General features: G+C 51.8%; 16 protein-coding genes. 12 read left to right on the top strand and 4 right to left on the bottom strand.

Translation table 11 applies throughout. The features are described 5' to 3' along the window. Window positions 1-17: 17 nt before the first annotated feature. The 4 genes from infB to HF324_RS01130 all read left to right on the top strand — a co-directional run bounded on the left by infB (window position 18) and on the right by HF324_RS01130 (window position 8,023). Window positions 18-3,626, top strand: a complete 3,609-nt coding sequence (gene infB / locus HF324_RS01145; protein ID WP_246269370.1) for a translation initiation factor IF-2 — start codon at window positions 18-20, stop codon at window positions 3,624-3,626. Between the two features lie 212 nt (window positions 3,627-3,838). Continuing rightward, window positions 3,839-5,218, top strand: a complete 1,380-nt coding sequence (locus HF324_RS01140; protein ID WP_168861773.1) for a peptidylprolyl isomerase — start codon at window positions 3,839-3,841, stop codon at window positions 5,216-5,218. Between the two features lie 232 nt (window positions 5,219-5,450). Continuing rightward, a complete protein-coding gene (locus HF324_RS01135) occupies window positions 5,451-7,298 on the top strand; it encodes an amidophosphoribosyltransferase (RefSeq protein WP_168808654.1) in 1,848 nt (615 codons plus the stop codon). A 230-nt stretch (window positions 7,299-7,528) separates the two neighbouring features. Continuing rightward, the gene (locus HF324_RS01130) at window positions 7,529-8,023 is read left to right on the top strand and encodes a SixA phosphatase family protein (RefSeq protein WP_168808652.1); all 495 of its coding nucleotides are present in this window, start codon (window positions 7,529-7,531) and stop codon (window positions 8,021-8,023) included. Here HF324_RS01130 and proC read toward each other — a convergent pair. Beyond that, window positions 8,020-8,817, bottom strand: a complete 798-nt coding sequence (gene proC / locus HF324_RS01125) for a pyrroline-5-carboxylate reductase (RefSeq protein WP_168808650.1) — start codon at window positions 8,815-8,817, stop codon at window positions 8,020-8,022. The two genes, HF324_RS01130 and proC, sit on opposite strands and share 4 nt — an antisense overlap. An 87-nt stretch (window positions 8,818-8,904) precedes the next feature. Between proC and HF324_RS01120 the strand changes: the two genes are divergently transcribed. Continuing rightward, entirely contained in the window at window positions 8,905-12,195 is a 3,291-nt protein-coding gene (locus HF324_RS01120; RefSeq protein WP_168861772.1) for a DEAD/DEAH box helicase, read from the top strand. 100 nt (window positions 12,196-12,295) lie between these two features. Here HF324_RS01120 and HF324_RS01115 read toward each other — a convergent pair whose 3' ends face one another. Then, window positions 12,296-12,865: an NUMOD4 domain-containing protein gene (locus tag HF324_RS01115; RefSeq protein ID WP_168808646.1), complete on the bottom strand. Its 570-nt coding sequence runs from the start codon at window positions 12,863-12,865 to the stop codon at window positions 12,296-12,298. A gap of 43 nt (window positions 12,866-12,908) precedes the next feature. Then, a complete protein-coding gene (gene dusB, locus HF324_RS01110) occupies window positions 12,909-13,976 on the bottom strand; it encodes a tRNA dihydrouridine synthase DusB (protein WP_168808644.1) in 1,068 nt (355 codons plus the stop codon). 197 nt (window positions 13,977-14,173) lie between these two features. Here dusB and HF324_RS01105 point away from each other — a divergent pair, with 197 nt between their 5' ends. The 5 genes from HF324_RS01105 (at window position 14,174) to HF324_RS01085 (ending at window position 17,394) form a co-directional block, all read left to right on the top strand. Beyond that, the gene (locus HF324_RS01105) at window positions 14,174-15,124 is read left to right on the top strand and encodes a CPBP family intramembrane glutamic endopeptidase (protein WP_168861771.1); all 951 of its coding nucleotides are present in this window, start codon (window positions 14,174-14,176) and stop codon (window positions 15,122-15,124) included. Between the two features lie 27 nt (window positions 15,125-15,151). After that, the gene (locus tag HF324_RS01100; protein ID WP_168808639.1) at window positions 15,152-15,397 is read left to right on the top strand and encodes a putative signal transducing protein; all 246 of its coding nucleotides are present in this window, start codon (window positions 15,152-15,154) and stop codon (window positions 15,395-15,397) included. Between the two features lie 65 nt (window positions 15,398-15,462). Then, window positions 15,463-16,347 (top strand): phosphatidate cytidylyltransferase, encoded by an 885-nt coding sequence (locus tag HF324_RS01095; protein ID WP_168808637.1) that lies wholly within the window; start codon window positions 15,463-15,465, stop codon window positions 16,345-16,347. Window positions 16,348-16,473: 126 nt separating this feature from the next. Beyond that, on the top strand, window positions 16,474-17,127 hold the full coding sequence (locus HF324_RS01090; RefSeq protein ID WP_168808635.1) for a phosphatidylserine decarboxylase family protein: 654 nt from the start codon (window positions 16,474-16,476) through the stop codon (window positions 17,125-17,127). Between the two features lie 27 nt (window positions 17,128-17,154). Beyond that, the gene (locus HF324_RS01085) at window positions 17,155-17,394 is read left to right on the top strand and encodes a hypothetical protein (protein WP_168808633.1); all 240 of its coding nucleotides are present in this window, start codon (window positions 17,155-17,157) and stop codon (window positions 17,392-17,394) included. A gap of 209 nt (window positions 17,395-17,603) precedes the next feature. Here the strand turns inward: HF324_RS01085 and HF324_RS01080 are convergent, their stop codons facing one another. Continuing rightward, on the bottom strand, window positions 17,604-18,299 hold the full coding sequence (locus HF324_RS01080) for a YjjG family noncanonical pyrimidine nucleotidase (RefSeq protein ID WP_168808631.1): 696 nt from the start codon (window positions 18,297-18,299) through the stop codon (window positions 17,604-17,606). A 98-nt stretch (window positions 18,300-18,397) separates the two neighbouring features. Here HF324_RS01080 and HF324_RS01075 point away from each other — a divergent pair, with 98 nt between their 5' ends. Next, window positions 18,398-19,099: an SDR family oxidoreductase gene (locus HF324_RS01075; RefSeq protein WP_168861770.1), complete on the top strand. Its 702-nt coding sequence runs from the start codon at window positions 18,398-18,400 to the stop codon at window positions 19,097-19,099. A 201-nt stretch (window positions 19,100-19,300) separates the two neighbouring features. Next, a complete protein-coding gene (locus HF324_RS01070) occupies window positions 19,301-21,238 on the top strand; it encodes a BatD family protein (RefSeq protein ID WP_168861769.1) in 1,938 nt (645 codons plus the stop codon).

Below are 21,238 nucleotides of genomic sequence, written 5' to 3'. Positions count from 1 at the left end.
GTAAAAAAACATCCCGTTTGGAAGAAACGGGAAACAGGGGAGGCCCGAAATACGATATGCCTGAAACAACAAACAACACACCACGATTGCTGGCTGCAGCCAAAGAGTTTAATATTGGTAAGGAAACGCTCATCGATTTCCTTAGCAATAAAGGCTTCGATATGGGCGGCTTTGGATCTCCAAATGCCCGCCTTACGGCTGTCATGTACACAGCTCTGCAGTCGGAATTCCAGCAGGACAAGGCTAACAAACGCAAAAGCGACCAGATAGCCCTGCCCAAAGGAAGCGTGTTAGAAACAAAGATGAAGAAGGAGAAAGAGGAAGCAGAGGCTGCGGCAAAAAAGAACCTGAAAGATAAAGATGAGGCTGCACCCGTAGCGGAAGCTCCCAAAGCTGAACAAGCCCCCGAACCTAAACAGGAACCTGTGAAGGAAACGCCTAAGAAGGAACCTCAGGCGGCTGCTCCGGCTCAACCCACACCTCCTCCGGTAAAAGAAAAAGAGGAAGCCCTGCCCAAACAAGAACGTCCGGCTGTTACAGCTCCCCCTGTTGCGGAAGTTCCCAAAGCACCGGCTACTCCCGCTGAACCGGAAGTCGTGAAAACAGAATCTCCTAAGATTAATGGCCCGAAAGTCATCACCACGATCGACCTCGACGCCCTTAACCGTAATAAAAAACCCGCTGCCAAAAAAGAACCGGAAGAAAAACCGGTTCCACAACCGGCTGCCCCTGCTCCCAAAGAGGAAAAACCACAACCGGTGACCCCTCCCGTAGCAGCTAAACCGGAAGAAAAACCGGAACCCACGCCGGCTCCAACTGCCCCCGTTGCAAAACAGGAAGACGTGGAAAAAGCAGCACCAAAAGCGGAAAAAGCCGAAACAGCACCCGCTCCGCAAGCAGAGAAAGTAGCGCAAACAGTTAAAACCGATACGACAGAAAAAACGGAAAAAGCCGCACCGGTTGAAGATAAACCTGTAGTTAACAAAGTGGAAGAAGTATTACAAGAGGCAAAACCGGCTGCAATCAAAGAACCGGCTAACATTCCTGTTAAACAGCCCGTAAAGGAAGAACAACGCAATATTCCGCCTGCCCCCGCTGCTGAAAACACACCAACTCCTCCCCAACAACCGGAAGAGCCCACCGTGATCAGTAACATCCAGGCCGAAAAACTGACCGGCCCTAAAGTAATCGGGAAAATCGAACTGCCCGTTCAGTCCGACAGACGCGATAACAATAAAGGCAACTTCAACCGCGATGAAAAACGTAAACGCAAACGTATCATCGTGGAGAAAAAACCCGAACCCATCCAGCCGAAAGACTTCAAAGAAGGCGGCCAGCAAGGACAAGGCGGCGGTAACCGTCCCCACCACGAAAACCGCGACAACCGCGGCGATAACCGTGGCGGCAATCGCCCGCACGGCGACAACCGTAACCAGGGTGACAACCGCAACCAGGGCGGCCAGGGCCATGGCAACAGACCCGGCGGCCAGCAAGGCCAGGGCGGCGGCTTCAACAGAGGCGGCGGCCAGCAAGGCGGCGGCTTTAACAGAGGCCAGGGCAGTGGCCAGGGCGGCAACAGACAAGGCGGCCAGCAAGGCGGCAACTTCAACAGACAAGGCGGCCAGGGTCAAGGTAACAGACCCGGCTTCAACAGACCCGGCCAGGGCGGCAACTTCCGTCCCGGTGGTCGCGGCGCTGATGATAAACGCACTGTGGAAGAAAAGGAAATCGATAAAAACGAAATCCAGAATAAAATCAAGGAAACCATGGCCAAACTCGGTGGCGGCGGTCGCGGTAAAAACGTGAAAGCCAAACACCGTAGGGAAAAACGCGAGGAAAGAGCCAGCCAGAAAGCCAAAGAGGGCGTTGAAGACAACAAACTCCAGGTAACGGAATTCGTTTCCGTAAGCGAACTCGCCAACCTCATGGACGTAAGCTTCGCCGAAGTCATCTCCAAATGTATGGGCCTCGGTATCATGGTGTCCATCAACCAACGCCTCGACGCGGAAGTAATCGAACTGGTAGCCGGCGAATTCGGCTATGAAGTGGAATTCATCGGCCTCGACGCTGTGGAAGACTCCGAAGAAGAAGAAGATATCGACGCTCCGGAAGACCTCCAGCCACGCGCTCCCATCGTTACCATCATGGGTCACGTTGACCACGGTAAAACATCACTGCTCGACTATATCCGCAACGCCAACGTGGTAGCGGGTGAAGCCGGCGGTATCACCCAACACATCGGTGCTTACCAGGTAACAACAGCCAACGGCAAAAAAATAACCTTCCTCGATACCCCCGGCCACGAAGCCTTTACGGCCATGCGTGCCCGCGGTGCCAAAGCAGCGGATATCGCTGTGATCGTGGTAGCCGCCGACGACGCCATCATGCCTCAAACACGTGAAGCGATCTCCCACTCTCAGGCCGCAGGCCTCCCAATGGTATTCGCTATCAACAAAATTGATAAAGACGGCGCCAACCCGGAAAAAATCAAGGAACAACTCGCCCAGCTCAACCTCCTCGTGGAAGACTGGGGCGGTAAATACCAAAGCCAGGAAATCTCCGCTAAAAGCGGCCTCAACATCGATATCCTGCTGGAAAAAATCCTGCTGGAAGCAGAACTCCTCGAACTGAAAGCCAACCCGGACCGCGAAGCATCCGGTAGCATCGTGGAAGCTTCCCTCGATAAAGGCCGCGGTTACGTTGCCTCCCTGCTGGTACAAAACGGTACCCTCCGCCAGGGCGATACCATCGTGTCCGGCTCCTTCTACGGTAAAATCAAAGCCATGTTCAACGAACGCGGCCAACGTATGGATGAGGCTGGTCCTTCCATGCCGGTACAGGTGCTCGGCCTCAACGGCGCACCACAAGCCGGTGAGAAATTCAAAATGTACGAAGACGAATCTGAAGCTAAAGAAACGGCTAACCGCAGAGCCCAGATCGTTCGCGAACAAGGTATCCGCACCAAGAAACATATCACCCTCGATGAAATCGGCCGCAGGCTGGCTCTGGGTAACTTTAAACAGCTCAACCTCATCATCAAGGCCGACTTCGACGGCTCTGTGGAAGCATTGAGCGACTCCCTCCAGAAACTGTCTACCGAAGAAATCGTGATCAGTATCGTACACAAAGCAGTAGGCCAGATCACCGAATCCGACGTATTGCTCGCTACTGCCTCCGACGCCATCATCCTCGGTTTCCAGGTACGCCCCTCTTCTCAGGCCGCCAAACTTGCAGAAAAGGAAAACATCGAAATCCGCAACTACTCCATCATCTACGATGCGATCGACGAGATCAAAAGCGCGATGGAAGGCATGCTGGAACCCAAAATCGAGAAAAAAGTGGTGTGCAACGTACAAGTACGCGAAACCTACAAATTCGACAAGGTTACTGTGGCCGGTTGCTTCGTACTCGATGGCAAGCTGACCAGGAACACCCGCATCAACGTAGTACGCGACGGTATCGTAGTCCACACCGGCGAACTCGGCTCCCTCAAACGTTATAAAGACGACGTGAAGGAAGTTGCCGCCAACATGGAATGCGGTCTCAGTATCCGCAACTACAGCGACCTCAGACCCGACGATATCATCGAAGGCTTTGAAGAGGTGGAAGTAAAAAGAACACTCTAATACCCGCTTCCCGGCCCCAAGGCCGGGAAGACATAAAAAAGCTGTCAGAAATGGAGATACCCTCAATATCCCCGCTTTTTGACAGCTTTTTCTTTTGATATCCCTCCCCATCGGCGTAAAACCAAAGGCTTATCTAAACTTTTGTTAAATCCGTCGATATTAAATACAGTCCTGATCTTTAAATGGTTATTTTTGGATTTTACCGCTATAATATGAAGAAACTTTTGGCTTTATCTGCAGGAGCTTTGCTGTTATGGCAAGCTGCTGCCGCTCAGCAAAAACTCGTGGCAGACAAAATTATCGGCGTAGTAGGGGATAAGATCATCCTCAAATCCGATATGGACGGCGCCCTGGCTGACCAGGCCCGGAACTCCCCCGATGGCACCGTCAGCCCCCAGGCTGCCTGCACTACCATGGAAATGCTGATCTCCCAAAAGGTGATGGTGCTCCAGGCAGAAAGGGACAGCTTGCCCGTTTCTGACGGAGACGTGGAAGCACAAATGGAAAACCGTATCCGCTACTTCGAACAGCTCTACGGCTCCAAAGAAAAAATGAAAGAAATTACCGGCTATAGCGTATACCAGCTCCGCGAACGGTTCCGCCAACCCATCAAGGAAGGCCTCCTCGCTCAGGCTATGCGCAATAAAGTGGTGGAAAACGTAAAAGTAACACCCTCCGAAGTAAAACGCTACTTCGACGCCATCCCCAAAGACAGCCTCCATTTCTATGAGTCCGAACTGGAAATAGGACAACTCATCCTCATCCCCAAGGCCACCCGCGAAATGGACAACTACGCCATCGAACGCCTCCAGGACTTCAAAAAAAGAGTGCTCAACAAGGAATCCGACTTCGGCTCCCTCGCCATCCTCTACTCTGAAGACCCCGGCGTGAAAGAAAACAAAGGCATCTACGTGATGAACCGCAGCGATAAACAATGGGATGCCGACTTCATGGCGGCAGCCTTCCGTCTGAAAGAAGGCGAAATATCCTCCCCGGTAAAATCACAGTTCGGTTACCACCTCATCCAGATGATCAAACGCTCCGGTGATAACGTAACCGTACAGCATATCCTGCTCAAAGCAGCGGTGACCAAGTCCGACCTCGCCGGCGCTACCACCAAACTGGACTCTATCCGCACCCTGATCGTGAACAACAAACTCACCTTCTCCGAAGCGGTAGCCAAATACAGCGACGCCCCCAGCGCCAAATTCGACGGCGGCATGCTCCAGTCCAAAACTGGAGAAGGCACCCTGCTCACCATCGACCAGCTGGACGATCCCTCCGAAAGAGACATCGTACTGATGCTCGATACCCTCAAACCCGGACAGATATCCGCCCCCGTTTCGTTCACCGACGAAACAGGCCGCGCCGGCGTACGGATCGTGTACCTTAAAACACGCACCCAGCCACACCGCGAAAATCTGACGGACGACTATTCCCGCATTCAGCAACGTACCCTCGATATCAAAAGGGCTGAAGCCATCAACAAATGGCTCATCGAAAAAATACCCACCTTCTACGTACATGTAGATGATGACTATAAAAACTGTTCCCACATCAGCCAATGGATGGCCTCCCTGGCCAAACAATAACGGTAAGGAACAGGATATAAACGAATTCTCCTGAAGAGCGAAGATAGCAGCGAACAGCTCCTGTCTTCGCTCTTCCTCATTGCTGACACTCCTGCTTCCCCCCGTTGGCCCCCCGTTTCAGGCAGATGCCCTCCTTTTTCCCCCACACTCCGTCAACCGGCTTTTCACCACTCAACACACAATTCGTAATTCGCATTTTTTTGGCGTAACTTTGCGTCTTCAAATTTCAGCGATGAGTGATGCGATCAAACATGAATGCGGCCTGGCATTCATAAGATTAAGAAAACCATTCTCTTATTACCAGCAAAAATATGGGACTGTGTTCTATGGGCTGAACAAACTGTACCTGCTCATGGAAAAACAACACAACAGAGGCCAGGACGGCGCTGGGGTGGCCGCGGTAAAACTCAATACAGAACCGGGGGTTCCTTTCATGCACAGAATTCGCAGCGCCGCCCCACAGGCTATCGGCGATGTTTTCAGCAAAATCCGGGAGGAAATCCAGGAAATAGAAAAATACCAGCCCGAAATCACCAAATACCCCGGCCTCCTCAAAGGACATATCCGGTTTTTAGGTGAAAACCTGATGGGACACCTCCGCTACGCTACACAGGGCAAAAACAACGTGGAACTCTGCCACCCCTTCGTACGCTACAACACCATCCCCGCCCGCAACCTCGCCATGGCAGGCAACTTTAACCTGGTAAACGCCGATGAACTCTTCAAATTCGTTCAGGTAAACCCCGGTGAAGTACATAAAAACTCCGACCTCGCCGCCATGCTGGAAACCGTTCACCACTTCCTCTGCAAAGAAGATGAAGAACGCCGCAACGGCCTCGATGTTAAAAATATCCTGCAACAGGCTTTCTCCCTGTTCGACGGTGGCTACCACGCCTGCGGCCTTATCGGCACCGGCGACGCCTTCGTGATCCGCGACCCGCACGGTATCCGCCCGTCTTACTACTATATCAACGACGACGTGATCGTTGCCGCCTCCGAAAGAGCCGCCATCCGCACTACCTTCAACGTAGGCGAAAATGAAGTGCTCGAACTGATGCCCGGCAACGCCCTCATCGTCAAAGAAAACGGCGAATACGCCATCGAACAGATCCTCGAAGCCAAAGAACGCAAAGCCTGCTCCTTCGAAAGGATCTACTTCTCCCGCGGTAACGACGAAAAAATATACAAGGAACGGACCTCCCTCGGCCGTAACCTGTCTGCCACCGTGCTCAAAGCCATCGACAACGACCTGAGAAATACCATCTTCTCCTTCATCCCCAACACTGCTGAAGTAGCCTTCTACGGCCTCTTAAAAGGACTGGAAGATTATCTCAACAAAATCAAAGTGGAGAGAATCCTCTCCTGGGGCAAAGACTTCGATGAGGAAAAACTCAACGAAATGGTCAACCGCCGCATCCGCATCGATAAAATCGCCATCAAAGACGTGAAAATGCGCACCTTCATCACGGAAGATTCCAGCCGTAATGAAATGGTACAACACGTATACGATATCACCTACGGTACCGTAAGGCCCGGCATAGACTCCCTCGTGGTCATCGACGACTCCATCGTTCGCGGCACCACCCTCCGCGAAAGCATCATCAAAATGCTGGACCGCCTCGGCCCCAAACGCATCATCGTAGTGTCCTCTGCACCGCAGATCCGCTACCCCGACTGCTACGGCATCGATATGAGCAAAATGGGCGACTTCGTAGCCTTCCAGGCCGCCATCGCCCTGCTGAAAGACCACGGCAAGGAACATATCCTCCAGGAAGCCTACGGCCTCTGTAAAGAATTACAACGTACCAATACCCTCCACGCTCAAAACGTGGTGAAAAACATCTATAAACCGTTCACACCGGAACAGATCTCCGCTAAAATCGCGGAAATCCTCACCCCGGAAGGCATCGGCGCAAAAGTGGAAGTCATCTACCAATCCATCGAAAGCCTCCACGAAGCTTGCCCCAACAACCTGGGCGACTGGTACTTCACCGGTAACTATCCTACCCCCGGCGGCAACCGCGTGGTGAACAAAGCCTTCATGAACTTCATGGAAGGCAAAAATGAAAGAGGATATTAATTACGAATTACGGATTACGAATTACGAATTGAGGGCTTCCTTTTAGAAAGGTTATTAAATAACCGCTCTGTAAGGAAGCCCTCAATTCGTAATTCGTAATTCGTAATTCGTAATTTCCCCCGTGTTAATTTTGTCTTAAATCAGTCCTCACCACCCCGCTTTATTCTTCTAACACATTAACTTCCTGTAAATTCTTTATTTTCGTTCCGGTAAATCACCGTTTTCAGCCCATGAAAACACTCTTACTCATCCGTCATGCAAAATCCAGCTGGAACAATCCGGACATGGACGATTTTGACAGACCGCTCAACAAGCGGGGAAAACAAAATGCGCCGGAAATGGCACAACGCCTCGTTTCCAGAGGCATGGTCCCGGAGCTGATCATCGCCAGCCCCGCCAAACGCGCCCGCTCCACCGCCAAAATCATGGCCGAAGAGTGGCACTACCCCAAACAGGCCATCCTGCTGGAAGAAGAACTCTACCTCTGTTATGCCTCCACTTTCCTCAAGGTAATCACCCGGATAGACGACGACTTCAACGCGGTAGCCATCTTCGCCCATAACCCCGGTATCACCGACTTTGCCAACTACCTCACCGAAGAAATCCGCATCGATAACGTGCCCACCACCGGCATCTTCGCCATACAGGCCGACACCGACAGCTGGAAAGACTTCGACCTGGCCCGTAAAAAATTCCTCTTCTTCGACTACCCCCGCAATAACTAACCCTTTACAATTTTATTGTAGGAAGTACTAATGCCTTTTATCAGGGATGAACTGAAACCCTGGTGCTCCATTTCATTCAAACCCGCAATAGTACATCCCTTCGGCGTAGTCACCTTGTCAATCTCCTCTTCCGGATGACGGTTCTCACGGATCAGCAGCTCGGCTGCCCCCTTCACGGTCTGCGCAGCGATCAGGCTCGCCGTCCGCACGTCAAACCCGATTTCAATACCTCCCTGGATATTGGCCCGGATAAACCGCAGCGCAAAGGCGATACCGCAAGCGCCCAATACCGTAGCCGCATCCATCAGCTTCTCGTCGATGCTCACCGTGGCACCCAGCTGGTCGAACATCGTCTTCACATAACGTAATTGCTCCTCACTGGCATTGGCGGCACAGATACAGGTGATCGATTCCTGTATGGCAATAGCCGTATTAGGCATGGCCCGCACCACCGGCATGCCCGGTACGATGTGCGACAAATCAGCAATGCTGACGCCAGTCACCACGCTGATCAGAATATGTTTCGCAGGGTCGAGATCACCTTTCAGCTGCTGCAGCACTTCCCGCACATTGTACGGCTTCAGCGCCACCACAATCACCTCCGACTGCCGGATCGCTTTTGCATTGTCCGTCTCCACCTGTACGCCGGCGGCCTTCAGATCGGCCAGCGTGCTGGTGTTACGCTTGGTAACAGTAATATCGGAAGGCTGGGAAAAACCGCTTTTCACCAATCCCTGTGCAATGGCAGAACCCAGATTCCCCCCGCCAATAATGGCTATTTTTTTGGCTGACATAAAAATTATTTTTTCAGATAAAATCCTACGGAAGGTATAACAATTGCGCCACTGATGCAAACCGCGCGTATTCCTTATCTTGCAGCTATGCAGGCAACACACAAGGCAGCCGCTTTTTTCGCCAGGATAAAAGAAGCGCATCGTTCAACCAGCCCCGAAGAAAAAATCCGCCAGTACCGGCAGATACTGGAGACCTTGTTCCGCGACCTTACCCGCGAAGAAACCCGGTCATTCGGTAACCTGTTTGCGCGTATGCAGTTTTATTTTGATAAACAGGCGGTGCCCCCCGAAATAAGGCAACCGCTGTCTGCGCTCCGCCTCCTCACCAATAAGGCTACCAGCGGCATGTTCCCGTTACAGGAACAGGAACATCTCTGTTGTATCAAAGCACTCTCGGAAGCAGTAGCCTGGGCCTACCAGGAACCGGAACCGGACGACCTGCGCCTGCTGTTCCGCCCAGTAAGCGATATGCGCCTCTCGTTGTCCTACCAGCATCATCCTTCCGATATCCCGCTGCTGAAATGCATGGTCACCGGCACCAGTCCGCTCACGCTCAACGATAAAGGCTCCCACACCTTCACCATCTCCGCCAAAAACGATGAACAGGGCGCCTTCGAGCTATCCCTCGACCAGCTGGACGACCTCACCGTGGTAGCCCTTTATCCGCTGTTGCGCCCGTATGATACCATCCTGGTCCATCACTGCCGGCAGGGAGACAACCCGCATCATTACGTCACCGTACCGGAAAGCCAGATCATCCTGGAGCCGGACCTGCTCATCGATATCAGCGAACTGGCAGAATGTTTCACGCACAAAGGGGCCAACCACCTGCTGTACCTCGTTCGTAAACTGACGCCACAGCAACCGTCGCCGGCCGCATTCAAGGGTAACCTGGTGAATGCCCTGCTGGACGAGATGCTGCGCAACGGCGAAGTGGACGTGAAAACCTCTTTCGTGGAAGCTGTTGCTGAAAACGCACTACAGGCCGCCGCCTATGGCCGGGAACAACTGAATGAAATGTTCCGCGATATCCGGCAGCACCACTGGGGCAACCTCCACGCCACCGTTCGCGACCTGCGCGACAAACCGGTACAGATAGAGCCCACTTTCTTCTCCGCCCGTTACGGCCTGCAGGGAAGGCTGGACCTCATGACGGAAGACAACGGGGACCCGCACCGCAAAGAAATCTTCGAGTTAAAAAGTGGCAAAGCGCCGGATTTCAATACCTGGAAAAACCACGAGATGCAGGTAGTGGGCTACAACCTGTTGCTAAAGTCCGCCTTCGGCCGGCAACGCAAAGGAAGTTCCGCTATTTTGTATTCAGCCGCTGCGGCTAATCCGCTCCGCAATGTCAGCAGTACGCACCGGACCGAAAATGAACTGATGCTGCTGCGCAACCAGGTGGTCGCTATGTTGCTGCGGCTGGCAGGAGAGGAGTACGGCGTGCTGTCTACCATCACCGGCGCTGCGGCTACCGGCTTGCCCTCCTTCAGCGCGGCGCACTTCACCGCTTTCGAAAAAGCCTGGTATTCCGCCGCTGAAGAAGCGAAAGCTTATTATAAACAATACCTGTCCTTTGTGCTGCGGGAATACCTGCAGGCCAAATGCGGCATGTATTCCGAAGTGGACCGGGAGGAAGACGCCGATGGCTTTTCCGCTTTGTGGCTGCAAAGCCCCGAAGAGAAAGCCGCACGGTTCAATATTATCCCCGGCCTGCACTTCCGGGAATTTGACCCGATGAACAGCGCGGTTATTTTTGATATAGCCGGCCCCGTTAGCCACAATTTCCGCGCGGGCGATACCGCCATTATCTATCCGCGCACCGGGGCGGGGCTGCAGCCGTTACAGCAACAGCTGCTGAAAGGCCGCATCGACGACCTGGCCAAAGATACGCTCACCTTCTCCCTGAACAACCGGCAGATGACGCTGGATTTCTTCCGTCAGTTTGAAGAGTGGGTGATTGAACATGATATTTATGAGTCCAACTACTGGATGGCCGCCGCTGCGCTGTTTCATATGCTTTCGCCGGTAAATGCACAACGGGTACGGCTCCTGCTTGGATTGGAGATACCCCGTTGGCAGCCCTTACCATTTCCGGCGCCGGCCATGTTTAACGCCAACCAGGAAAAGATTGTGCAACAGGCGCTGGAAGCGCAGGACTACTATCTGCTGCAGGGGCCGCCGGGCACCGGCAAAACGTCTTCACTGCTCACCACCATCGTGGGAGAGATGATCAAACAGCAGCGACATGTGGTGATCGTAGCTTTTACCAATAAAGCGGTAGAAGAAATCTGCAGCAAGCTGGAAGCCCGCCAGATACGTCATTTACGCCTCGGTGGGCGGAATACGGCGCCGGCGCAGGAGTTGCGGCAGTTATGCCTCCGGGGCTCACTGGACGATGCCCGCGCGTATATTACCGGTCACCGTGTGTTTGTAGCTACTGTCGCTACCATGGCTACCCGGCTGGACCAGCTGGTGATGATGGGCATCCCCACGGATACGCTGATCGTGGACGAAGCGTCGCAGCTCACAGAGCCGCAGCTGCTGGGCTTACTGATGCCTTTTCGCAAGTTTATCCTCATAGGTGACCAGAACCAGCTACCACCGGTGGTGACGCAGGAAGCCTCTTTCTGCCGGGTGAAAGACCCGCTGCTGCTGGAACTGGGCATGCGGGACCTGCGGTCTTCCATCTTCGAAAGACTGATGCATTGTTGCAAGAAGTGGCAGTGGCGCCATGCATGGGGTATGCTGAACACCCATTTCCGGATGCATGAAAGTATTGCCAGCCTGGTGAATCACTACTATGCCGGGCAACTGGCATCGGGAGGGGAACAGCAACGGGCGGACTTTGACCCGGGGCCATGCCCCGAAATGCAGCCGTGGCAGCACATACTGACCCTGGGCAGGAAAGTATTCATTCCCAGCCCTTATGAGGCCACTTCCAAGATGAACCAGACGGAAGCCGAAAGGGTCGTTTCCCTGTTGCAATATCTCAGGGCGCAGTATGGCGCCTCCTTTACCCGCGATACGGTAGGAGTGGTCACACCCTGGCGCACCCAGATCAGCCTGATCCGGGAACTGCTGGCGGGAGACAAGGCCCTGCAGCAGGTGAACATAGACACGGTAGAGCGTTTTCAGGGATCGGAAAACGATATTATCATCGTGTCCCTGGCGGTTTATCATGCCGCACAGGTGGATACCCTGCAATGCCTGGGCAGTTTCACATGGGATGAAGCAGATATAGAGGTAGACCGTAAGTTGCTGGTAACGTTATCGCGTGCACGAAAACAGGTGGTCCTGCTGGGCTATGAGCCGGCTTTGAGCCGGAGCCCGCACTACCGGAAGGTACTGGGTGAGATGGTCAGGGGCAGCCTGTAAAACAGCTAAATCGAAAAAGTAACCAAACAACTATGGCCACACGCAAGTATGGCCATAGTCAGACAACATCATATATGATCATTCCTGGTAAAACCAGGCATTAATCCAGTGTTACATGCGCCCAGTTCTCACCGCTTTTAATACGGTACAGCTGCATTTCGCTGATGTCGAACTGCTCAGCGATCTGCTTCATGGTTTTTTTACCGGGCTTGTTCAGTAAGCGCTTGATGCTCTTTACTTTGGTCACATTCAGCTTCAGTCCTTTGAGACGGTTGCGCTGCTTCTCCTTGTAGGCCAGTTTTGCCGGGCTGTTCTGCTGATGCTCTTCCATTTCCTCTTTGGTAGCCCATTTCAGGTTGCTGGCCTTGTTGTTTTTCTTGTCATAGTCCAGGTGGATCACGTAGCGGTGGGCACGTCCTGGTCTTTTGTTGAAAAGCTTGGCCACTTCCCGGTGCAGGTAGAGTGACTGGTAGCTGTCCGCCGGTTTTACATTCAAAACCGTATAGCCTTCCACGGTAGAACCCGTGAGCAGCTTACCATCTTCTGTACTTTCATGATAACTGATCACTCTCCCCATGTTTGAAACCGCGTATCGCTTACGCAGGGCAGATTTGTTTTTAATCTGTAAGTCTTTCCAGACTTCATTTCTCAGATTTTTAATTGTGGTCATGTGAAAGTAATTTATAATTTTTGTTTTGATGGGGTTAGTCCGTTTAGACGTAAACGTTACAACCAGCCGTTTCATTATCCGCTGGTAGAAAATTCTGTTCAGCTGGTGGGGGAGAAGTCCTTTCGAATATGTGGTCCTTGTACTGTGTAACAATCGCGTCTAGTACGTCTTCTATTTCAGCTAATGTTTTGTAAGTTACTAATTGTTGCCTGAATTCTTTGATATGGGGTAGCCCTTTGAGGTAATTCGCGTAATGGCGGCGCATTTCAAGGATTCCCACAATGTCACCTTTCCAGGACACGGACTGGCGGAGATGTTTTTTGCAGACTTCTACTCTTTCCAAAACAGTCGGAGGCGGCAAATGTTCACCCGTCTTCATAAAATGCTTGATCTCCCGGAATATCCAGGGGTAGCCGATGGCGGCGCGGCCTATCATGACCCCGTCTACGCCAAATTTCTCCCGGGCTGCAATCGTCTGTTCCGGCGTACATATGTCACCGTTACCAAAAATCGGAATCTTAATACGGGGATTATTCTTCACCTTCCCGATCAGTGTCCAGTCCGCATGGCCTTTATACAGCTGTGTACGGGTACGGCCATGGATCGTGAGCGCCTGTATGCCCACATCCTGCAGCCTTTCCGCTACCTCTTCAATATTCCTGGTGTTATCATCCCAGCCCAGCCTGGTTTTTACGGTTACCGGCAACCGGGTGGCTTTTACCACGGCAGCCGTCAGTTTCACCATTTTAGGGATGTCTTTCAGAATACCGGCGCCGGCGCCCTTGCACACCACTTTCTTCACCGGGCAGCCAAAGTTGATGTCCAGCAGGTCCGGGTTGGTGGTTTCCACGATCTGGGCGGCCATGGCCATAGGCTCTTCATCTCCGCCGAAGATCTGGATGCCTACCGGTCTTTCATAAGGGAAAATATCCAGTTTCTGCCGGCTTTTGATGGCATCACGGATAAGCCCCTCCGAAGAGATAAACTCAGTATACATCAGGTCAGCCCCGTTATCCTTACAGACCGCACGGAAGGGCGGATCACTCACATCCTCCATAGGCGCGAGCAACAGGGGAAATTCACCCAATTCTATATTTCCTATCTTCACCATAAGTTAAATACCACAGCGCCAGGCTGTAGTTATTATTTTTATACTATATATTATTCTTTTTCACAGCGGGAAGTGACAGTTCCTGACTTCCGAAAAGAAGCAGGCAGGATACAAAAAAGATGATGGAGATCACCAGGTATCACTGCAAACTGGATTTCGCGATGTAAATTTACGCAAAATTAATACAGTAAGTATTTATGACCGGTTATCTGAAACAGTCCCCACCCGCTTTACAGTTTATTACCTTTTTCGGCTTTTTCATTGGTTTCATGCTGATATACAATACAGCACTGATGTTGCTGATGGAACCCATGACCGGTCATTCGCTGATGGACCTTCAAAGCGGGGATATAACAGACCCTAACCTCATCGGCTATCTGAAAATTACACAGTTTTTCTATTCTATCGTAGTTTATCTGGTCCCGGCAGCCCTTTTTGCCTACCTGTGGCAGCCCTACCCGGGCCGCTACCTGGGCCTGAAACCCGCTCCGGCCGCTATCCAGGTGTTGCTGGCGCTGATGGCCATGTACTCCGTTACCTGGTTTGGCGGCTTCCTGAACAACTGGAACCAGACCTGGCAGGTACCCCAGGCTGCCCGGCAACTGCAGGAGCAAACGGAAAAGCTGATCACGGTCATGCTGCGCATGCCTTCCATAAAAGACTTATTCATCAACCTGGTACTGATGGCCATTGTCCCTGCCATCGCGGAAGAGCTGTTCTTCCGTGGCGTATTCCAGCGCCTGCTCATCCAGAGCACCCGCAAAGTATGGCTCAGCGTGTTCCTGACCGCCGTCTTCTTCAGCTTCATCCATTTTGAAATGCTGGGCTTTATGGTGCGCGTGGTACTGGGCTTTATTCTGGGCGCCATCTATGTGCTGAGCGGCAATCTCTGGTTAAGCATCTTCGCCCACATCCTCAACAACGGCTCGCTGGTAGTACTGATATACCTGTTCCAGCGGGGCATTATCAAAACAGATCCTGCCACAGACACGCAGGTGGAATGGTATATCGCCCTACTGAGCCTTGTGGTCACCATCGGCCTCCTGTGGGCGCTGCGCCAGAAATCCACGCCCATGGTGATGACAGCGCCTGTCCGAAAGGCGGACGATGATCAAATAGACAACCTCGGTGTGGATGAAAATCAGTAATTTACCGCTGAGACAAATGTTATTACTATGGAAAAAGGTTGGGTTAAAATCTTCTCAAGTGACCGTCCCTTCGAGGCGGAGATTGTAAAAGGAATGCTGGCAGACAATGGTATCACCGCAGTACTGATCAACCGTCAGTCATCTTCCTACAATATCACCCTCCCCGGTCAGGCAGAGCTATACGTACACGAAAAAGAAGAACAAACAGCAAAGGACCTCGTACACAATCACAACAACCTTCCCACCGGCGACCCCAACGAGGTGTCGGAATAGCAATTTGCTCCGCAGGGTAATTTTGTACACTTTTGCGGTTAGAATCTTTAACAGAACTACGCATAATGAAGACTTTTTTTACCCGCACTGCCTCGGCGCTGGTGTTTGTGGCAGTGATGCTGGGAGGTATCTTATGGAGTCCCTTCACCTTTTTTCTGCTCTTTTTCCTGGTCAGCACCTTCGCACTGCAGGAGTTTTTTAAACTGATGCGCCTGATAGATACCGGTTACAACAGTATTCCCTCCTGGCACAAATGGGGGGTAACTATCGCCGGCGCCGCCATTATGCTGGCTTTTACCGGGGAGAACTTTCAGTTGGGCGACATCTCCACCGGCTTCATCGGCTGGTGGATCGCTATTATTTTCCTGCTGGTACTGCCGCTTGGTGAAATACTGCTTGATAAGGATTTCTCCCCCCGTAACGTCGGTTACTCCTGTATGGGCCTGCTCTACGTGGTGATCCCCTTCAGCCTGCTGGTCAATATCCGCCTCAATGCCATAGATATTCACTATACACCGGAAAATGTGGGCACCGCCCCCGGTTGGCTCATTCCCTTGCTGCTCATCATTTTTATCTGGATCAACGATACCATGGCCTATATCGTAGGCTCTCTCATCGGCAAAACCCCCTTCTTCCCGTCGATCTCTCCTAAAAAAACCATCGAAGGCTCCGTGGGAGGGATGATACTGGCTGTTGCCGCTGCCGGTGTATATGGCTACTACTGGGGACAACAATACCTGTCACTCCAGCACTGGCTGGCACTGGCCGGCATCGCCGCCGTATTCGGCACCACCGGCGACCTGCTGGAGTCCAGGCTCAAACGCATGGCCGGCGTTAAAGACTCCGGTAACATCATGCCCGGCCATGGCGGCTTCCTCGATCGCTTCGATTCCCTGCTGCTGGCCGCCCCCTTCGCCTGGATTTATGTACACGCCTTTATGATGGCTTAGCATACACATAATCAATATTTCATATTCATCTGACAGAAAGAAGTATTTCTGAAGTAACTTTGCACTTTGCTTAACCATCCCGGCGAAAGCCGGGATATATATAAAATCTAACAAACAAGAAAACAAATGAAGATCCATCGTGAAGGATTTGCTACCATTTCCCTTGTATTCCTGGTACTGGCACTGATCAACGGAGCCGTATTTTACTGGCTGGGCGCCGTTCCGGCTGTAACCTATGTCATCCTGGTCTTTTCCATCCTGTTCTTCCTTTTTATCGTATCGTTTTTCCGCGTGCCGGCCAGACAGTATACGACCGGAGACAACCTGGTCATCTCTCCCTGCGATGGTAAAGTGGTAGTGATAGAAGAAGTTTTTGAACCGGAGTACTTCCAGGACAAACGCCTGCAGGTATCCATCTTTATGAGCCCTGCCAACGTACACGTAAACCGCAACCCTATCAGCGGCACCGTGAAACTGTCACAGTATCACGCCGGTAAATACCTCGTGGCCTGGCATCCGAAATCCTCTACGGAAAATGAAAGACACTCTGTAGTGATCGGCAACCAGAAAACAGATATCCTGGTAAGACAGATCGCCGGCGCCCTCGCCCGCAGGATCGTTAACTACCTGAAACCCGGTATGCAGGTAGGCCAGAATGAAGAAATGGGCTTTATCAAATTCGGCTCCCGTGTGGACCTCTACCTGCCTTTAGGCACAGAAGTGACCGTACAGCTGGAGCAGGTAGTAAAGGGCGGCCAGACGGTGATCGCTAAAATCTAGTATATTAGTAGGCTCAAACAGGACTGTATGAAAAATATTTTGACTGCACTGACACTGCTACTCCTTGCAGGAGCAGCTACTGCTCAGGATAAACCCGGCCGGAAAGCGCCTGCCAAACAAGCCACTGCAACGGCCCATAAACCGTTGCCCTCCGGCACGCCTAAGCTGGCGCAGTATCAGCACGATTCTACAGCCCGTAACAACCCGAAAAAAAGCTGCTGTACGCAGCCCTCCCGCACCGCCAGCCTCAGAACAAAAAAAATATAGAGATTTTTTGATTTACGATTTTTTGATTTCGTCTATAAAACAAGAAGACCGTGGAGATTCTGGGATTTTTTGATTTACAGATTTTTGATTTCATATCTTGATAAGATATTGATAAACAAGAAGACCGAAGCGAGTCATAAAACAGCTTCGGTCTTCTTGTTTATTATCCCAAAAATCAAAAAATCCGTAAATCAAAAAATCCCCAAATATCAAAGTATGTTCCTGAGCTCCTTTAAATGCCCGATAGTATAGGTCGGCGTAAAGTCCACCGGCGGCTTGGCCGGATTAAAATACACCTGGTCCATGCCCACGCCATGCGCCCCTTTAATATCCAGCTCCATAGCGTCGCCCACCATAATGCTCTCCGCCGCGCTGGTGCCGGCTTTACTGATGGCATATTCAAATATCTGGGGATAGGGCTTCAGACTGCCCGCCACCTCAGAGGTAACGATATGGGTAAAATAATGCTCGATGCCTGCATTCCTCATCTTCAGCAGCTGCGTTTCTTCGAACCCGTTGGTAATCATATGCATCGGGTAGTTTTTGGCCGCCAGATAGTCCAGCGTTTCTTTCGTTTCGGGAAACAGCGCCTTTTTGTTCGGCAGTATCTCCAGGAACTCCGTGCTTATGGCCTGACACAGCTTCTCATCACCGATTTTGAAGTCCAGCAGCGCAAGGCGGAAGCGTTTGTCCCGCAACTCGGCCCGGTTGATGAACCCTTTCCGGAAGCGCTCCCATAAACGTTCGTTGTGCCCGACATAAGATTCGGAAAATGCTTCGAAAGATGGTACTCCGCGGTTGGCCAGCCCATGGCTGTCGAAAAGTTCCAGCAAGGTCTCCTGTTCGTTGGTTTCAAAGTCCCAGAGCGTATGGTCCAGGTCAAAGAAAAGATGCTTATATCTCATAACGCAGCAAAGGTACAAAATACCAGACAGATGGGGTTTCCGGACTAAGGTCATTCAACTAAAATTCATTATTTTAACACTTTAATCGACAGAAATTTATGAACGCAGTTATAACAGGTGCCAGCAAAGGCATCGGAAAGGCTATTGCAGAAAGACTGGCGGCAGAGGGGTTCAACGTGGCCATTTGTGCCCGCAACACAGACGCGTTGGCCGCTGCAAAGGCAGCTATCGGGGAGAAAAACCCCGCAGTAACGGTCATCGCCGAATCGGTGGATATGGGTGATAAAGCGCAGGTGATGGCTTTTGCACGGAAAATAAAAGACACCTGGTCCACCGTGGACATACTTGTCAACAACGCCGGTATCTTCATACCCGGCGCCCTGCACGAAGAAGCGGACGGCCTGCTGGAAAAGCTGATGGCCGTCAACGTATACAGCGCCTACCACCTCACCCGCGAACTACTGCCCCTCATGATAGCCCAACGTAACGGCCATATCTTTAATATGTGCTCCACCGCCAGCCATCATGCCTATCCTAACGGCGGCTCCTACAGCATCACCAAATACGCCCTGCTCGGATTCTCCAAAAACCTGCGCCGGGAGCTGATGCCCCACAATGTGAGGGTCACCTCCGTAAGCCCCGGCCCAACGCTCACCGCCTCCTGGGACGGCTTCGAAGGCCCGGCCGACAGGATGATGCCTCCCGAAGACATTGCCAGCGTGGTGTGGAACGCCTTTACCCTGGCCAAACAAACTGTCGTAGAGGAAATACAGCTCAGACCTATGTTGGGAGATATTTAAAACAATTACGAATTACGGATTACGAATTACGAATTACGAATGGGAAGCCGACTGCTGAAAGCCACTACAAAGCCCCACAAAACAAATGATTTTAATTCGTAATCCGTAATTCGTAATTGATATTAAAGATCTTTTAACTAAGTTTTAACGGCAGCCGACACCGCTTCCGGAGCGGGTTTGGTTAAATTTGTTGACATAACTATGAAGGACAGATTTAGTATAAGGAAGTACATTTTCTCTGTTTTGTGTTGTTTAGGGCTGGTTGTTTGCGCCAGCGCACAAGATCTCCGTTTTACCACCAGCGTGAGCAGTAACTCCGTTACGCTGGATGAAGCTTTCCAGATCCAGTTCATGCTGGAAAACGGGACCAATATCACCAGCTTCACGCCGCCCAGCTTCAAAGACTTTGAAGTGCTGCAGGGCCCTTCACAAATGCAGGGTCAATCTATCTTCAACGGCCGCCGCTCCGAATACTTTGCACTGAATTACGTGCTGCAGCCCAAACATGTGGGCAACTTCACCATACCCGGCGCACAGGCACGGGTAAACGGCAATGTTATCAAGTCCAACCCCGTGCTTATTGAAGTACGGAAAGGCAACACTCAGGCGCAGCAGCAGCCGCAGCAGGCAATACCGCAACACCGCGGCCAGAACGGCGGTGGCATCAGCGAAGACCTGTCGGACGGTATCCTCAAAAAAGGAGAGGACATCACCGAAAAACTCCGGAAAAATATCTTCCTGAAAGTAGATGTTGATAAAACCAACCTGTACGAAGGTGACCAGCTAACGGCCACGTATAAACTCTATACACGGCTGCCGACGAACTCCAGTGTCACCAAAGTACCGGCGTTTAAAGGATTTTCTGCGAAAGACATAGAACTTCCCAACCCGCCGCAGGCCACTGAAGAACGCATCAACGGCATCCCCTATAAAGTGTTTACCATCCGTAAAACACTGCTGTTCCCGCTGCAGTCCGGCACCCTGGAGCTGGACCCCGTGGAAGTGGACAACCAGGTACGCCTCGTCAAACTGGTGGGCAAACGCAACCGCGGCGCCCGCGACCCGTTTGAAGAGTTCTTCAACGATCCGGCTTTTAAAGACCCGTTCTTCGACGATTTCTTCAACCGGCCGGAAGTGGAATACCAGGACGTGCCGTATAAAATCCAGAGCAACCCGATAAAGATCAACGTAAAACCATTGCCGGTAGAAGGCCGTCCCCTCAGCTATAACGGCGCGGTGGGCAGCTTCAAAATGAGTGCGGTAGTGGATAAAAACACCCTCAGCACAGACGACGCCCTTACCCTGAAGGTCACTATCACCGGCCATGGCAACGTGAACCTGCTCAATGCCCCCAAAGTGGACGTACCCTCCGGATTTGAAAAGTACGATCCCAAAATGACCGACGATATCGAGAAAAACAGCAACCCGCTGTCCGGCAGCCGGACATTTGAATATGTGCTGATGCCGCAGGAAGCCGGTAAACATACCATTCCCGCCGTCGAGTTTTCTTACTTCGATCCGGAAGCCAACAGCTATAAGACGCTCCGTTCCGAAGCGTTCGTCATCGACATCACCCAGGGCAAACGCATAAAAGAAGACAAACACGATTTCAGCACAGGCAGAAATGAACTGGTGAAAATAGACGGAGGCATCCAGCAATGGTCCAAACGCAGCACCTGGTTTATCCTCAGCCCCTGGTTCTATGCGCTGCTGATATTGCCGTTGCTGATCGCCGGCGCTGTTATTTTCTACAAACGCAGAAAAGACTACAATACCACCAACGCAGCGCTGCTGAAGCACCGCTATGCCAATAAAGTGGCCCTGAAAAGGCTGGAACTGGCCGCCCGGTACCTCAAAGAAGGGAAGGACAAAGCTTTCTACGAAGAAACATCCCGTGCCGTATGGGGGTATCTCAGCCATAAACTGAAAATACCTTTTGCAGACCTGAGCAAACAACTGATCCAGGATAAACTGGCCGCCCGCCATATCAACGGCACCAATACCAGCGACCTGTTTGAACTGATCGACAACTGCGAACTGGCCTTGTATGCACCTGGCCACAATGACGATAAAATGCAGGGCACCTATTCCAAAGCGGTGACCATCATCACCAACCTGGAAGATGCTTTGAAAAATTAA

This window comes from Chitinophaga oryzae, assembly GCF_012516375.2.
GTDB classification, from domain to species: domain Bacteria; phylum Bacteroidota; class Bacteroidia; order Chitinophagales; family Chitinophagaceae; genus Chitinophaga; species Chitinophaga oryzae.
Note: the sequence above shows the minus strand (reverse complement) of the source record. Positions and strands in the feature narration are given on the sequence as shown.

Coding starts and splice junctions, on each gene's coding strand:
- HF324_RS01080 (WP_168808631.1), bottom strand. CDS start 18,299: ATGAGATATAAGCATCTTTTCTTTGACCTGGACCATACGCTCTGGGAC.
- HF324_RS01085 (WP_168808633.1), top strand. CDS start 17,155: ATGAAAAATATTTTGACTGCACTGACACTGCTACTCCTTGCAGGAGCA.
- proC (WP_168808650.1), bottom strand. CDS start 8,817: ATGTCAGCCAAAAAAATAGCCATTATTGGCGGGGGGAATCTGGGTTCT.
- HF324_RS01095 (WP_168808637.1), top strand. CDS start 15,463: ATGAAGACTTTTTTTACCCGCACTGCCTCGGCGCTGGTGTTTGTGGCA.
- HF324_RS01130 (WP_168808652.1), top strand. CDS start 7,529: ATGAAAACACTCTTACTCATCCGTCATGCAAAATCCAGCTGGAACAAT.
- HF324_RS01105 (WP_168861771.1), top strand. CDS start 14,174: ATGACCGGTTATCTGAAACAGTCCCCACCCGCTTTACAGTTTATTACC.
- HF324_RS01115 (WP_168808646.1), bottom strand. CDS start 12,865: ATGACCACAATTAAAAATCTGAGAAATGAAGTCTGGAAAGACTTACAG.
- HF324_RS01075 (WP_168861770.1), top strand. CDS start 18,398: ATGAACGCAGTTATAACAGGTGCCAGCAAAGGCATCGGAAAGGCTATT.
- HF324_RS01120 (WP_168861772.1), top strand. CDS start 8,905: ATGCAGGCAACACACAAGGCAGCCGCTTTTTTCGCCAGGATAAAAGAA.
- HF324_RS01070 (WP_168861769.1), top strand. CDS start 19,301: ATGAAGGACAGATTTAGTATAAGGAAGTACATTTTCTCTGTTTTGTGT.
- HF324_RS01090 (WP_168808635.1), top strand. CDS start 16,474: ATGAAGATCCATCGTGAAGGATTTGCTACCATTTCCCTTGTATTCCTG.
- HF324_RS01100 (WP_168808639.1), top strand. CDS start 15,152: ATGGAAAAAGGTTGGGTTAAAATCTTCTCAAGTGACCGTCCCTTCGAG.
- HF324_RS01140 (WP_168861773.1), top strand. CDS start 3,839: ATGAAGAAACTTTTGGCTTTATCTGCAGGAGCTTTGCTGTTATGGCAA.
- HF324_RS01135 (WP_168808654.1), top strand. CDS start 5,451: ATGAGTGATGCGATCAAACATGAATGCGGCCTGGCATTCATAAGATTA.
- dusB (WP_168808644.1), bottom strand. CDS start 13,976: ATGGTGAAGATAGGAAATATAGAATTGGGTGAATTTCCCCTGTTGCTC.